Annotated in this window: 16 protein-coding genes; 10 read left to right on the forward strand and 6 right to left on the reverse strand. The window is 44.5% G+C overall.

The features are described 5' to 3' along the window. Positions 1-14 precede the first annotated feature (14 nt). Positions 15-413, reverse strand: coding sequence for a hypothetical protein (locus JOD82_RS22335; RefSeq protein ID WP_209949933.1), 399 nt, complete (start codon positions 411-413; stop codon positions 15-17). A 430-nt stretch (positions 414-843) separates the two neighbouring features. Then, positions 844-1,185 (reverse strand): DUF805 domain-containing protein, encoded by a 342-nt coding sequence (locus tag JOD82_RS22340; RefSeq protein ID WP_069290867.1) that lies wholly within the window; start codon positions 1,183-1,185, stop codon positions 844-846. Between the two features lie 424 nt (positions 1,186-1,609). Here JOD82_RS22340 and abnB point away from each other — a divergent pair, with 424 nt between their 5' ends. From abnB to JOD82_RS22355, 3 genes are all read left to right on the forward strand, one after another. Continuing rightward, positions 1,610-4,045, forward strand: coding sequence for an arabinan endo-1,5-alpha-L-arabinosidase AbnB (gene abnB / locus JOD82_RS22345; protein ID WP_209949934.1), 2,436 nt, complete (start codon positions 1,610-1,612; stop codon positions 4,043-4,045). Between the two features lie 395 nt (positions 4,046-4,440). After that, complete coding sequence (locus tag JOD82_RS22350) at positions 4,441-4,641, forward strand: cold-shock protein (RefSeq protein ID WP_007428290.1); 201 nt, start codon at positions 4,441-4,443, stop codon at positions 4,639-4,641. A gap of 131 nt (positions 4,642-4,772) precedes the next feature. Then, complete coding sequence (locus JOD82_RS22355; RefSeq protein WP_013308357.1) at positions 4,773-4,988, forward strand: cold-shock protein; 216 nt, start codon at positions 4,773-4,775, stop codon at positions 4,986-4,988. A 108-nt stretch (positions 4,989-5,096) separates the two neighbouring features. On the opposite strand, the gene JOD82_RS22360 is transcribed toward JOD82_RS22355, so the two are convergent. Next, positions 5,097-5,915, reverse strand: a complete 819-nt coding sequence (locus tag JOD82_RS22360; protein WP_209949935.1) for an alpha/beta fold hydrolase — start codon at positions 5,913-5,915, stop codon at positions 5,097-5,099. A gap of 187 nt (positions 5,916-6,102) precedes the next feature. Here JOD82_RS22360 and JOD82_RS22365 point away from each other — a divergent pair, with 187 nt between their 5' ends. Continuing rightward, entirely contained in the window at positions 6,103-6,435 is a 333-nt protein-coding gene (locus tag JOD82_RS22365) for a hypothetical protein (RefSeq protein WP_029516858.1), read from the forward strand. 51 nt (positions 6,436-6,486) lie between these two features. Here JOD82_RS22365 and JOD82_RS22370 read toward each other — a convergent pair whose 3' ends face one another. Then, entirely contained in the window at positions 6,487-7,032 is a 546-nt protein-coding gene (locus JOD82_RS22370) for a GNAT family N-acetyltransferase (RefSeq protein ID WP_209949936.1), read from the reverse strand. Positions 7,033-7,239: 207 nt separating this feature from the next. Continuing rightward, a complete protein-coding gene (locus JOD82_RS22375) occupies positions 7,240-7,809 on the reverse strand; it encodes a hypothetical protein (RefSeq protein WP_209949937.1) in 570 nt (189 codons plus the stop codon). 213 nt (positions 7,810-8,022) lie between these two features. Between JOD82_RS22375 and JOD82_RS22380 the strand changes: the two genes are divergently transcribed. The 6 genes from JOD82_RS22380 (at position 8,023) to JOD82_RS22405 (ending at position 12,767) form a co-directional block, all read left to right on the forward strand. Continuing rightward, on the forward strand, positions 8,023-8,436 hold the full coding sequence (locus JOD82_RS22380; protein ID WP_103048456.1) for a GntR family transcriptional regulator: 414 nt from the start codon (positions 8,023-8,025) through the stop codon (positions 8,434-8,436). Continuing rightward, entirely contained in the window at positions 8,433-9,146 is a 714-nt protein-coding gene (locus JOD82_RS22385; RefSeq protein ID WP_209949938.1) for an ABC transporter ATP-binding protein, read from the forward strand. Before JOD82_RS22380 ends, JOD82_RS22385 begins: the two co-directional genes overlap by 4 nt. Then, entirely contained in the window at positions 9,143-9,910 is a 768-nt protein-coding gene (locus JOD82_RS22390; RefSeq protein ID WP_209949939.1) for an ABC transporter permease subunit, read from the forward strand. The genes JOD82_RS22385 and JOD82_RS22390 overlap by 4 nt, the downstream gene beginning before the upstream one ends. Before the next feature lie 43 nt (positions 9,911-9,953). Beyond that, positions 9,954-10,439: a CcdC protein domain-containing protein gene (locus JOD82_RS22395; RefSeq protein WP_209949940.1), complete on the forward strand. Its 486-nt coding sequence runs from the start codon at positions 9,954-9,956 to the stop codon at positions 10,437-10,439. 336 nt (positions 10,440-10,775) lie between these two features. Next, positions 10,776-11,996 carry a stalk domain-containing protein gene (locus JOD82_RS22400; protein ID WP_209949941.1) on the forward strand — a complete coding sequence of 407 codons (1,221 nt, stop codon included), beginning with the start codon at positions 10,776-10,778 and terminating at the stop codon, positions 11,994-11,996. 93 nt (positions 11,997-12,089) lie between these two features. Beyond that, positions 12,090-12,767, forward strand: coding sequence for a hypothetical protein (locus JOD82_RS22405; RefSeq protein WP_209949942.1), 678 nt, complete (start codon positions 12,090-12,092; stop codon positions 12,765-12,767). A gap of 98 nt (positions 12,768-12,865) precedes the next feature. On the opposite strand, the gene JOD82_RS22410 is transcribed toward JOD82_RS22405, so the two are convergent. Continuing rightward, positions 12,866-13,870, reverse strand: a complete 1,005-nt coding sequence (locus tag JOD82_RS22410; RefSeq protein ID WP_209949943.1) for a LacI family DNA-binding transcriptional regulator — start codon at positions 13,868-13,870, stop codon at positions 12,866-12,868. Between the last annotated feature and the right edge of the window lie 151 nt (positions 13,871-14,021).

Genomic DNA, 14,021 nt, shown 5'->3' on the forward strand with positions numbered 1-14,021 from the left:
TGTCGTGTCACTGCTTACAGCCCGAACACACTTTTAGCAACGACCTGTGTCAATTCTGCCTTATGGGCTTGGTATTGCTCAAGCGTAATGCTCTTATTGGCCAGTCGTTGATCCAACTGCTCTGTTAATTGAGCTACCTGTAAATCAACAACAGCCTGGACGTCCTGATTATTGGTGTGTGCAATATCAGCCAAGGTTTGACCGTTATACAACGCTTCATATAATTGCTCATCCGAGGATGCGCCCAATGTTTTCAACAGTTCATCATCCTTGGAAGCATCATTATCCTGTACCTGAGGGGCTCTCTCTGGAGCCAGTGTAGCAGCATTAGCCCGACTTCCCCAAGTAGAAGACTGCCCAATAGACAACGCTAGCAACAGTGTACAGATGACCAACATTCGTTTTCGATTCATAAGTGTAAAATCTCCTTTGTGTTTCATTCAATTTCTGACAGAGTGGAGCCTTATATGGATATCCAACGGGAGTAATGTTTATGCCTTTAGCCGATCCGGCTTATGTAGTTACCAGATTCTAATATACATCATACACACCCAATCTTAGCGCCAGCTTAATACTCGTTTAAAATAAACTAAAAGAGGAGGATGTAAACAGGTAAAGCCAAAAAAAATTCACGGATGCGAATAATGGATGAGATTTACCCTTTGGATTCTGCCCTTTTCTTTGACCACATTGTTCGTATCCCATAAATACATAGCATCTGCTCAGACTTACTTTCGCTGTGCTGGATTGGCGGCTTTTTAACTTAGTTAGGGGAGAGGCGGATATGAAAAAAACCTCCTTCACAAAAGTGAAAGAGGTTGAGGTTTTAGACATCTACAACCATTACGATTTAGGGTTTTTTCCATACTTATTGTCGCCAGGCTGACTGTCTAGGCATTCGAATACAAGCAGCACAATGCCACCGAAAGGCACAAGAGCAATCAGAATCCACCACCCGGTTTTACCCGTGTCATGGAGTCTGCGGACAAACACTGCCAGAGACGGTAACAAAACAGCCAAGCTATAGATAAGTGTCAATACTAAAGGAAGTCCCAAAAGGAGATCCACTAAGTATAATATCAAACAAGCTATCACATTGAACAGAGTAAACATCCAGTATTCTGTACGTCTTGCTCTGCCTTGGAATCCTACATAGTTTTGCAGCACTTTTAAATACCATTGCATATATTTTTCACCTCCTTATAAAATCTAAATGTTTCTATACACGTAAAATTGTTCTTTTAGGTATATCGGCAGGAAACATATAGAATTTTAGTTGTAAAATTATAACTTTAAACTAGAAATTTACGCAATACATTTATTAATGTTAATAATTCGATGAATAATTTATAAAAACATAAAATTACATATTGAATTTTCCATATTATTTGAATAATATAGAGGTACGGTTAACCGCCAGGTCTGAATCGTCCTTCTTAACCGAAGGTGATTTTGTTTTTCAAATCAATTGAAAGCGCTTTAATTAAAAACGGGAGGGATGAGCAACTTTAAATTTGAGGCTGAAGAAGTTAATACAAACATAATCCTGACCGCTTTCTCAATATGTCTTATGTTATCAGGGATGTTCAAAATGAGAGGAGATTGATTTATGAAGCAAACATTTATTCGTAAAATAACGGCAGCTTCACTCGCAGGTGCGCTGTTGTTGCCTGCTTCTTTGGTAGGCGCCGAGCAAACACTCAATTCAGATACAGATGGAATTCAAAATGTAGTGCAAACTTCCCTTCAAGCTCAAGACCTAGAAAACTTTTCAATTCAAAGTAAAAAGGCTGTCTCTTTCAAGGAGACTTCCGTACATGATCCATCCATCCTGAAAGTGAAAGACACATTTTACATTTTTGGCTCACATCTGGCGGCTGCCAAGTCCAAAGACCTCATGAATTGGGATACGATTGCTACAGGAGTTGCGAATGGTAATGCATTGATTCCCAATGTCAAAGAAGAATTAAAGGAAGCACTGGATTGGGCACAGACAGACACGCTGTGGGCAGCTGATGTCATTCAACTGGCAGATGGCAAGTTCTATATGTATTATAACGCTTGCAAGGGTGACTCACCGCGTTCAGCAATGGGCCTAGCAGTTGCTGATAAAATTGAAGGGCCTTATAAGAATAAAGGCATTTTTCTAAAATCCGGCATGTGGGACCAACTGAGTGAGGATGGGACGATCTATGACGCAACCAAGCATCCGAATGCCGTGGACCCGGACACCTTTTATGATAAGAACGGCAAGTTGTGGATGGTATATGGCTCCTACTCAGGAGGCATCTTCATTATGCAGATGGATGAAAAAACAGGGAAGCCGCTCCCTGGTCAAGGCTACGGGAAAAAGCTGACAGGCGGTAACCATGCTCGTATGGAAGGGCCGTACATACAATACAGTCCGCAAACGGACTACTATTACTTGTTCCTGTCCTATGGTGGATTGTCAGCGGATGGCGGATACAACTTGCGGGTGGCTCGGTCCAAAACACCGGATGGCCCTTTCTACGATGCTGAAGGTAATGATATGATCAAGGTCAAGGCAAATCCGGATAAACCACTTTTTGATGACGCTTCCATTGAACCATACGGTGTCAAACTGATAGGTAATTACCTGATTCCAAGAGAAATTGGTGATCCGGGTACTGGACTAGGTGCAGGTTATGTGTCGCCTGGACACAACTCGGCTTATTATGATCCTAAGACGAAAAAGCATTTTGTCATTTTCCATTCCCGTTTCCCGGGGAGAGGCGAACAGTATGAAGTGCGGGTACATGAAATGTTCATGAACGCTGACGGTTGGCCTGTGGTTGCTCCTTATCGTTATTCGGGAGATGAGGATTCACTGAAAAAGCTGTCAGAAAAGGATGTCCTCGGTCAATATTCGTATGTAAATCACGGGAAGGAAATTTCGGCAAATATTAAGCAAGCCGTTAACGTCAGTCTGGATAGCGGCGGCAAACTGTCTGGTGGAGTGAACGGTACTTGGAAGTTGGGGGCAGGCAATCAGCTGGAAATTACAGCAGAGGGCACGAAGTACAAAGGTGTATTCCTGCGGCACCATGATCCAGACACAGGTGCCAAGACGCTTGCTTTTACCGCGTTGTCCTCCAAGGGTGTTGCGGTATGGGGTTCGCTAAAGCCTGATCTGAAGGCCAGCAAGATTGTAGCTGCTGTGCAGAAGGATCTGAGCCTGGGCGATACGAGCAATGTTCTTTATAATCTGACGCTACCTACTCAAGCAGCACAAGATACCAATATTTCATGGGAGTCCACCCACCCGGAGAATATTTCTGTGACAGGTGAAGTATACCGTCCAGAAGCCGGTTCTCAGCCTGTAACAGTTACATTGACGGCGACCATCAAAAAGGACAAAGCCACAGCTAAGAAAAACTTTACAGCCATTGTTCCCGGGCAGGCCCGAGGTCCTCAGCTCGCACGCTATTCATGGAGTGAGGATCAAGGAACTTCGGTTGTCGACAGCACATACAATCAATTCGATGGTAAGACCTATGGTGGGGCTGCATGGGATAAAGACGGGAAGCTTGGTGGTGCGCTTGTCCTCAACGGTAAGGATGGTTACGTGCAACTGCCAAATACAGTAACAGATGCGAAGGATTTTACCTTTTCCGCTTGGGTGAACTGGAAGGGCGGTGCAGCTTGGCAACGGATTTTTGACTTCGGCAACGGCCAAGCCCGGCATATGTTTCTTACCCCTTCCCAAGGAAGCGGTGTACTCCAGTTTACAATCCATGAGGGTACGGACCAAAGCTTGCTTTCCAAATCATCATTACCTCTAAACCAGTGGACGCATGTAGCGGTTACACTGAAAGGGAATACAGGAAAGCTGTATGTAAATGGTGAGGAAGTAGCTGTTAATGACAGCATTACCTTCAATCCCGATGAGTTGCTGACGAGCGAGGCTTATCTCGGCAAAAGCCGTTTTGCCGCCGATGCTTACTTCAATGGCAGCCTGGATGAAGTTCAATTGTATAACAAAGCGCTGACAGCAGAGGAAATTAAAGCGCTGGCGGGGTTGTAATTCAAATGAACTAAAATGAGCAAATAAACGCAGGAGATGAGCTTTTAGTAAGAAGTTCGTCTCCTGCACAATGTTTTGTATATTTATTTCTTGATTGCTGGTATAATAGGAAGCAACTGCGGATATAATGTTTTAAGTAGGCGTTAATGACTCACTCCCGCCGAATGAACACAGCTTTGAAGCAGCAATAGAGAACATAAGCACTCTGCATAAATTAAATTCACCAGTGCTTGCGTTTTCAATACACTTATGGTAATATGAGTATATTGAGATTGTGACCTGAGATTCGCATATTGTAGAGGGCTATTGTTTTAGGTTGAAATAACCTTGTGCAATATGTGAATTTTTATTTGTAAAAAATAAAGGTCATATAAATACATTTTGGAGGTAATTCCATGCAAACAGGTACAGTTAAATGGTTTAACGCAGAAAAAGGTTTCGGTTTCATCGAGGTTGAAGGTGGAAGCGACGTATTCGTACATTTCTCCGCAATCCAAGGCGAAGGTTTCAAATCTTTGGACGAAGGCCAACGCGTAGAATTCAACGTAGTTGAAGGAAACCGTGGACCACAAGCTGAGAACGTTGTAAAACTGTAATTTAAAATTACAGCCTATTTCAGATGCCCCGAACATAGCGTTTGGGGCATTTGTTTTTATCTGTTCACAAGACCGTTTTTGAACTGATTACATCTTATCGCTTTATAAATCATGAAGAAAGAGGGATGTTTATGTACAATTCACGGAAAAAGCCAATGGATGAGATTCCTGAGGAAATTACAACTGTCTGGAATTGCGCCAGCGATACATGTAACGGCTGGATGCGGGATAACTTCGCTTTTTCTGTCGAGCCGACATGCCCCATTTGCGGTTCTGCCATGGTGAAGGGCGAGAAAAAGCTGGCTGTTTTAAATAATACGAGCTTCAATCATACCAAACAATCCTAAGCGGATTAATGTTTGTAGTGAAAGATGCCCCATAGCCATTAACGGCGCTGAGGCGTCTTTTTGTTTTTTATAAATATAAATTATACATAAGAATGAACAGGCTTTCAATTATGGTGTGGAGGATGGGGCTAGTATGCTCAGTAAGATAGAATTAAATTCAGGTAGCGCTTCGTAAAATACACCGTGCCCGCTTCGTTCGAAAGGAATTAGCTTTGATCCGGCGATTCCTTTTTGAGTTTGGACAGCCAGGGGGAAAGGACAGACCCGATCCAGCTTGCCGTGTAGAATCCAGGTGGGCACGTGTATACATGGCAAATCAGGGCGCAAATCAGAGTCACGTAGTGAGTACAAAGTACAAGCCATGCTATGAACTGTTGACGCAAAGCCCTGGTCACGTAACCAGTCGCGTAAGCTCTGGCTGACGGGATTAGCAAACAACATTTCGCCAAAAGAAGTTACCAGTTGTGGACGATCTGTATAGGCTTGTTTAATGAGTTTATCTACCTCTGTGACAGGAGTACCATAAGGAAAGTCGCTGGTTGGGGTGAATCGAGGCGTAGCTGCTCCGATCAAGATCAACTGATTGACGCCAAATCCCCAGTGCCTGCTCATGTAGCGTGTAACCACAGCTCCTCCCATGGAAAACCCGATTAGCCGTACCTGGTTTAACTGAAGCGCCTGCATAACAGCCAGCAGATCGTCCGCCAATCGATCATAATTGTATCCATGCCATGGTCGATCAGACTTGCCGAACCCCCTAAGATCAACCTGAATACAGCGATACCCGTAAGCAGGCAACAAGGCGACCTGGTATTCGTACATTCGGTGATCCAGCGGCCAGCCGTGCACCATCAGAACAGGGATGCCTTCTCCAATATCCTCGACATACAGCTTCACGCCGCGTTCCACCTCAATATAATATCCCATCGTGTTCACCCCTCTAGAAATCACGTCATTTCATTCTCTCTCACATATATGTAGCCAGGGCTTAGCTCATTCGAAAAAGGGATGAGTCTGTCACGATATAAGCATATAATATGTAAAAAAATGTATGTCAGTCTGTATAGGGATAGGATATAATTATGGAATGAAACAGCATCGGGAGAGTGGAACAATGACACCATCAAAAACATTAAAATGGATTACAGGCGGATTGGAGCTGTTTTTAGCTATTCCCGTTTTGGGCGGGCTGCTCGTCGTAAATTCCGCGTATACTATATTGTTCTTTATGCTGATTTTCCACATTGTTACGTTGGTGCTATCGGTGACGAATAGAGAGTCTTATTATGGGTCTATTTTAGGGATCGTGACCTCGGTTATTGGATGGATTCCGATTGTGGGCTGGTTGATGCATTTGCTCTCAGGCATATTTTTGATGATTACCGCAGCTCAGCAGCCGCGTGATCAGTATCGTAATCGCAATCCTTATGATGATTATCGCTACTAGGGGATGTGTGGCGATGCAAAGATGAAAGATCCTGTTGAACAGGGTCTTTTTTTATTTATGAAATCTCCCCATGATTATGGTGTTGTAGTATTTACCATCTGAAAGAACCCTATCGTTTTTTAATAACCCTTCGATTTGAAATCCATGTTTTTTATAGAGCTCAACGGCTTTATCATTCGTTTCCAAAACTTGTAGAGTTATTTTCTTGATGCCATTGGAGTCAGCCCAAGAAATAGATTTTTTTAAAAGATTCGTCCCGATCCCATAACCCCAAAAATCCTTTAGTACGCATACGCCAAATTCAACTTTATGAGAGAATCTGCTCAGAACATGGCCCTCACATCTTGAAAATCCGACGATTTTATCATGAACTACCGCAACTAAAAATAGGTTTCTGTTATTCTCTGTATCCGTTTCGATGAGCTGTTTAAAACCGGGTGTACTTATAAACGCTTCTCCCTTTTCTCTGTCTAAATTTTCAGTTTCTCCATCAATCAGCAAGCGGATTTCAGACAAATTCTTCGCATCTTGAATTATGGCTGATCTGATCGTATAGCGCATTCCTTGCACATCAAATTCCTGTTTATTTATTTTCATTACATTCTCCTTATTATGATTTAGAGTGAAAAATGACCTCTGGATCATGTTAGTCTACCACATATTATCTTGTTTACATGACAAATAAGCCTGTCTCCTTCTGTTGTATCGCAGCAGGGGACAGGCTTATTGTCGTCTCTATCCGTACAGGGAAGCCGGACGGAGATTTATTATACATGAGTGGATGTGCCCAAACGGGAGCTGTAGCTATTTCTGCTTAGTAGAGGCTTTAGCTGTATTGGTTTTAGCAGGAGCCTTGGCATCTCCTTGAGCAGGAGTTTTACCTGCATCCGCTTTACCGCCATCTACTGGTGGCTTGGATGGTTTCACGCCATTCGCCATGTCTGTCATCATTTGTTTTAGATTAGAAACGCGTTGGTTATATTCGGTTGCTGTAATTTTACCGTTTTGTTTTTCCGTAGCCAGTTTCGCTTTCATATCCGAAACCATCACATCAATAACAGAATTTACACTTACGCCTTGTGCTTTGGCGATTGTAGCAAGGGATTTACCTGCTTTCAGCTGTGTATCCAATTGACTGGAGGATAATTTCAATAATTTCAGGAGAGCTTTGTTCTCAGCATAGTTACCTCCTGCGATTTTAGGGCCATTAGCATCGCCGGGATTCCCCTTAGGTGCCTGTGCTTTGTCTGCGATGGGAGCCTTCTCAGGTGTAGTTGAAGCAGCATGGGCTGCGCTTGTGGAGTACAATGCCCCGCCTCCTAAAAATGCCAAGGCCATCGTTCCAGCCAAAATTGCTTTCTTGGTGCTCTTCATCTTCATTTTCCACCTTTCATTTATGGTTTGTTTGGTACGTGATACATCATAAGGGATCAACTTGAATGCTATCTGAGCGCAAGCTGAGCATTTACTGAATGAAATTTGGGTGGCATGACTAAAATTTCAGCTAAAATAAACTTGTATTACGTGTATTAAGTGATATAATACACTTCAGGCACGGAAGATTCAGCCGATTAGGGGGAAACACCCATGGAAGAGCAACGGGTTGGCTCGTTCCGATTTTTAATTGACTTTAGCCAGCCATTATATGAACAAATATTAAATCAAGTACGAAGCTCCATTGCTAAAGGGGAGATCGAAATGGGAAGCAAAATGCCATCTGTTCGTGATTTGGCGCAGGAATTACGCATGAATCCGAATACCGTGATGCGGGCATATCAGGAGCTGGAGCGGGACGGATTGACTGAGAAGCGGCGCGGGTTAGGCACTTATGTTACTTCGTCCAGTGAACGGATTGCCAGCTTTCGGGAACAATTGGCTATAACGTATATAGATCAGTTTCTCGGACAGATGAGTAGCCTGGGGTTATCGTGGGAAGATGTACAGCAATATATACGAAGCAAACAGGCCGGAAATGACAAGGAAGGAGGCGATAAGGCATGACGGAGTCTGTTGTGGTTGCGAATCATCTGGTGAAGCAATACGGCAGTAAAAAAGCACTAGATCAATTAGATGTCATCATTCCGGCAGGACGTATTGTAGGCGTGCTTGGACCCAATGGCTGTGGGAAATCCAGCTTCTTTCGAGCAATCACCGGATTGATTCAGCCAGATGGGGGCGAGCTTCAGGTGTTGGGCAGACAGCCTGGTTGGGAAACCAACCGGGATATATCCTATCTTCCTGACCGAGCACGCTGGTACCCCAATCATACAGTTCAGCAGACGCTGGAATGGGGGAAGTCTTTTTTGCCTGGTTTCAATATAAAAGACGCGTATAAACTTGCTGATCATATGGACGTGGAGCTGGAACTTAAAATGACTGGGCTGAGTCGCGGCCAGGAGGCACGTGTGCTACTGATTTTATGTCTGGCACGTGAGGTTCCACTCATGATCCTGGATGAACCGTTTGCGGGTATTGATGTTCTCTCTAGAGAGGCGATTGTAGCCGGGATTATTGATTATTTGGAGGGGCGGCAGCAGTCGATACTCATTAGCACGCATGATATTCAGGAAGTGGAAGGCTTGTTTGACTACACGGTCATGATGGACCGCGGACGGATCATATGGTCTGGTGATTCGGATGATCTGCGTGCAGAGCATGGCTCGCTGAATCAGGTGTTCCGCAATTTGTACAAAAAGGAGTGGAAGGCGTGAATTCATCAGGGCTGTTCAAAGATTTGATACGCCATGAATTTCGAAATAAAGGAAGCTGGAGAAAGCAGGGCCGCAATCGACTACCGAGATCGTGGAGACTCGTATATTTCTCATTATTTCTAATTGCGGCGTTCGCTATTTCCTTGTACTTTGCACTTCACAACCAGCTCGAATTGACAAGGCTGTGGTATGTGACCCTGGGCTTGCCGTACATGATCATTTTCATGGGTGTGGGAAGTTTGAGAAGAGAATGGGAAAATGACACCTACGGATGGTGGCTGACCCTTCCCTATCCGCGCATATGGCTGATTAGCGCCAAATGGATTGCGGCTATTTTACAAACCATGGTCGTAATATTGCTTCTGTTTGTGGTGGGTTCTCTGTACGCGTTGTTCATCTCATCAACCATACAGCCTTATACGTTTGCGGATGCAGCGTCTTTTATTGTAGCCGGATTGAACTGGTTTGTGATGATTATCGCCTTCACGCCGTTGGTTATTGCGCTGGGTCTATTGACGGCCAGTACCAAATACAGCACCTTGAGGCCGCTTAACCCGATACTGTGGATTCTTTTGATGGGTGGCGGGAGTGTCTTTTATTGGTCGGGCGATCAGGGGCTTTATGAGCAGTTTGACCATGCTCAAACAGGACAATGGTTTCCATTTACCTGGCATTTCCCGATTGCGGTGTTGATGAGTTGGGTTGCTGCATATGTATTAATCCGCTTGAGCGCGTATCTGCTGGAGAAAAAACTGTCGATTTAGGCTAGCGTATCTACAGGATCTATAAGGAAGGAGTTACTACACCATGACGACGATATTTATATATGTATTGATGGCTGTTTTGGTGGGGCTGATGATCTGGTTAAGGACCAAGAGACGAAGGGGACCGGTAAAAGGAAATGGAATCCGGATTCTGCTCCCCTTGTTTATCGCATTCCCGCTTATGATGATGTCTGTGTACCAATTAATGCATATTCCCGGTCAAACGTACGCCCTTCCCGCCTTTTGGGAACTGCTGGTTGCCGGGCTATTAGGGGCTCTGTTTGGCTATGTTATCTTGCTGCATACAGCGTATGAAAGACGGGATGACGGTCTTATTTATCCCAAGCCGAACCCATATTTTAAATATATTATTATCGCTATTATCTTGATTCGCGTCGTTTTGACCCAGTATCTCAGTAGTTTGGGTACGACCGAAATTAGCATGCTGGCGATTACGATGGCACTGGTGTATATCTCAATCTGGCGAATCGGGAGCTTTATCAAGTTTCGGAGGACGTTATCCGTATAACAATAGCAATGGGGTTAACACAGCGGCTTACTATTCAAAAAGCGTTCATTCGCTTGCCGATAGGAGCCGCTTTTTTTGAGTTTTGGCATTAGCAAGTTATCACACATTGTTATTGCTCCCCATATCCTTTATTCTAAGGCTTGTGGCTTGCATTGTAGCAGTACAATTATAAATTTTTGAAAGGAGGGTTATTGAGGTTTCAAAAGATTTAAATGGGGTTTAAAGTTAGATAGGCGGGGAAAAGTTGCTTCTTGCGATTAGGTGTAACTATATTAGTTACATAAAAGGAAATTGTTTTCCACATTTTATTTTACATGTTGAGAGGGGTTCACATTCATGAAAAAACATACGGTTACTGCTGCACTCGCTGGTTTGCTTGTTCTGTCTTCTGCTGTACCGGCTTTAGCAGCCGAGGTAAAACCTACTACGGGTATTCAGGTTTGGGTAGATGGCAAGAAGGAGACTTACAAAATTGCGCCTATCGTGAGAAATAAGCAGGTCTTAATTCCCTTGAGACAATTGGCCTCCAGTTTGGGAATTCCGATGGATGCCAAGCATATTACGTTCAATACGGCGCGACAAAGCACGACCATCCGATATGATCAGGCGACAGTTGTACTGGTGTCTGGCAGTCCGGAAGCGCAAATCAACGGGATTAAGGTACCGCTATCCACCTCGACCCTATTGACCAAGCAGGGGGTAACCTATGTACCGGTTGATGTCGTCAAAGAAGCATGGGGCAAGCAAGTGATTTGGGACCCGGCCAGCCAAACGGTACAAATCGGGGTGAGTAATAAGGATAAGGTCATTGAAATCGTGAAAAGTTTTGAAACCGGAGACACGAAAGCGGCCGAGACTTGGATCAGCAAGGATCAGTACATTCGGCACAATCTGAGCTTTGCTAGCGGAAGAGATGCGTTGCTGCAAGGGATTAGTCAGGCGAAGGGAGCCAATGTACAGGTTGAAATCCAACGTGTAATTCAGGATGGTAATTATGTAGCAGTTCATTATAAAGAGTCCATTGCAGGGAAAACGAGCATTGTTTTTGATATTTTCCGCTTCGATAGCAATGGTAAAATTGTTGAGCATTGGGACAACATGCAGGACTCGGCTCCAGCCAATCCAAGCGGACACACCATGATTGATGGAACAACACAGATCACGGATCTCAACCAAACTGAGACGAACAAAACACTGATCCGCAAGTTTGTGGATGATGTCCTGGTTGGCAAAAATCGTGCTGCATTGGAAAGCTACTATAACGGTGACCATTACATTCAACATAATCCTCTTTTTGGTGACGGTGTATCCAATTTGAAACAAGCATTTTCCGCAGCGGGAAGCCAAGGAGCTTCTTTTGGATATGATCAGGTTCACATGGTCATTGGAGAAGGCAACTTTGTGCTGGTTGTGAGTGAATTGACATCGTCTAAGGGAACTTCAGCCGCTGTCTATGATCTGTTCCGGGTAGAGAACGGCAAGGTAGCGGAACATTGGGACGTAGTTCAGGAGGTTCCAGCTAAAACAGAGTGGAAAAATACAAACGGCAAGTTTTAAGAAAGTGCATTTGTGGTATGGCGTGATTGGCATGCTTTCCTAATCGTCCTCTTCCTGATAAAATGATGCAAACTTATAACAGGAGGTTGGACGATGGAAGGCTTGAAGCAACGTGTGGGCTGCCTGCATGCACATCACTCGAACATAGCCTATGTGGAACGAGCTTTTGCTTCTTATGAGGTGGAGCTGATACATTTTGTGGACCCTGGGCTTATGCGCCGGATCTCGTCAGACCCGCATTTTTCTGCGGACGATGCCAGTCGCAAGGTAGAAGAGCAACTGAGATGGATTGCTCAAAGCGATATAGACGTTATTTTGATAACGTGCACGAATTATATTGTTTTGGCAGAAAAGGCTCAATTGACCCTGTCTACACCAGTAATTGCGCTGGATGAGCCCTTTTTTCATGAGATATGCGATGATTTGCGGCCACGGACCTTGGTATTCACGAATCCGGCTACTGTAGAGGGAACGATGAAGCGTCTTTATCATACGGCTGCTCTGTTAGGCAAACCGGATATCTCTTCTTGGATAGAGGTTAAGGTGGTGGAGGACGCTTTTGAACTGATTATGCAGGGACGTGAAGACGAGTATAAGGAATTGCTGGTTCGTTCGCTGTATGAGCTAAGGGAGGCTGATCCAAGCAGTGGGCTGGCTGTAGCACAGTTGTCTATGGTTGATGCTGCGTTACAGGTGGAGCTGGAGACGGGGCAAACGATTGGTAATCCCTTACGGTCGTTGTCGAATTCAATTGAGGATTTGTTAGGTTAAATAAGTATAACCAAAAGAACTTCCACCCCGTGTTTTGGGCCTGTGGAAGTTCTTTTTTTGGGAGGAGGCTGGCGAGCAGGTTACTTCTGCGTTGTTCATCACAGATTCTGTTGATCTTGGGTGATGAATGCTGCGCCTGCCGATTCTCTTTGGACAAGCGTAACGTATAAACGTTCATGCTCCACGTCTTCCCCGGCAATGATTTTGAGAACTTGTTCGGCAGCTACAGCGCCCCATTTACGCTTGGAATAGTCAATCGTTGTCAGACGGGGCTGAATATATTGCGCCAGCTCGATATTATCAAAGCCGACGATATGAATATCCTTGCCAATCGTCAGCTCTGACTGAGCCATTCGATTGTAAAAGCCCACTGCCATTTCATCATTGAGACAAAATACGGCTACAGGTTCCGAACTTGGGCTAACTTGTTGCTGCAAAATGATCTCAGCCGCCTGTTCACCGCCCGATTTCTCAAAATCGCCGTCAATTTCGATCATTTCAGCCACGCCGCTACGCTCAACGGTCTGCTTGACCGCCTGCATCCGTTGCCATGAATCGTAAGAACCTTCTGGTCCGGTAACCACATATAGCTTACGGTGTCCCAATTCCAATAAATGTTCGATTGCGAGAGCTGCGCCCGCTTTGTTATCCAGCAGCACCTGGTTAATGTTAGGATGATTCAGTTCACGGTCCAACACGACAATTTTATGTCCTCGCTCGGCGTAGTTCAGTAGCTCCTGACTATCAAACGTCTGATCCAGCACAATGGCGCCGTCGATCATGCGTTCCGGCAACATTCGGTGAGACTGCTTACCGCTGCATACGATGAGATCATAGCCCTTGCGGTTCAAAATTTCCTTGATGCCATACAGTAAATCTCCATAAACGTCTCCACGGAAATCAGTCAGGAAAACGCCAATAATTTTGGTCTGCCTTTTCTTGAGATTACGTGCGGCGGCATTGGGCACATAGTTAAGCTCTTTGGCAATGGCTAAAATACGTGCGCAAGTTTCTTCTGTTACCTTATCGCTACCATTCAAGGCATATGAAACGGTAGATATGGAAACGCCCGCCTGTTTGGCGATATCTTTAATGCTGACCACATCGTCACCTCCTTGTCGTCCGTCTTATAATTGTTATTGTATATTCATTATTAACCACATATCTATTCCAAATGTCTTAGTCCTACACATAAGCAGCAAAGGGCGATCCCGCAAGATCGCCATCCCTTTGTTGCCTATACCAGATTTAGCA

This window comes from Paenibacillus sp. 1182, from assembly GCF_017833915.1.
GTDB lineage: Bacteria > Bacillota > Bacilli > Paenibacillales > Paenibacillaceae > Paenibacillus > Paenibacillus polymyxa_D.

Coding starts and splice junctions, on each gene's coding strand:
- JOD82_RS22355 (WP_013308357.1), top strand. CDS start 4,773: ATGTACAATTCACGGAAAAAGCCAATGGATGAGATTCCTGAGGAAATT.
- JOD82_RS22380 (WP_103048456.1), top strand. CDS start 8,023: ATGGAAGAGCAACGGGTTGGCTCGTTCCGATTTTTAATTGACTTTAGC.
- JOD82_RS22335 (WP_209949933.1), bottom strand. CDS start 413: ATGAATCGAAAACGAATGTTGGTCATCTGTACACTGTTGCTAGCGTTG.
- JOD82_RS22365 (WP_029516858.1), top strand. CDS start 6,103: ATGACACCATCAAAAACATTAAAATGGATTACAGGCGGATTGGAGCTG.
- JOD82_RS22370 (WP_209949936.1), bottom strand. CDS start 7,032: ATGAAAATAAATAAACAGGAATTTGATGTGCAAGGAATGCGCTATACG.
- JOD82_RS22375 (WP_209949937.1), bottom strand. CDS start 7,809: ATGAAGAGCACCAAGAAAGCAATTTTGGCTGGAACGATGGCCTTGGCA.
- abnB (WP_209949934.1), top strand. CDS start 1,610: ATGAAGCAAACATTTATTCGTAAAATAACGGCAGCTTCACTCGCAGGT.
- JOD82_RS22350 (WP_007428290.1), top strand. CDS start 4,441: ATGCAAACAGGTACAGTTAAATGGTTTAACGCAGAAAAAGGTTTCGGT.
- JOD82_RS22405 (WP_209949942.1), top strand. CDS start 12,090: ATGGAAGGCTTGAAGCAACGTGTGGGCTGCCTGCATGCACATCACTCG.
- JOD82_RS22385 (WP_209949938.1), top strand. CDS start 8,433: ATGACGGAGTCTGTTGTGGTTGCGAATCATCTGGTGAAGCAATACGGC.
- JOD82_RS22360 (WP_209949935.1), bottom strand. CDS start 5,915: ATGGGATATTATATTGAGGTGGAACGCGGCGTGAAGCTGTATGTCGAG.
- JOD82_RS22340 (WP_069290867.1), bottom strand. CDS start 1,185: ATGCAATGGTATTTAAAAGTGCTGCAAAACTATGTAGGATTCCAAGGC.
- JOD82_RS22395 (WP_209949940.1), top strand. CDS start 9,954: ATGACGACGATATTTATATATGTATTGATGGCTGTTTTGGTGGGGCTG.
- JOD82_RS22400 (WP_209949941.1), top strand. CDS start 10,776: ATGAAAAAACATACGGTTACTGCTGCACTCGCTGGTTTGCTTGTTCTG.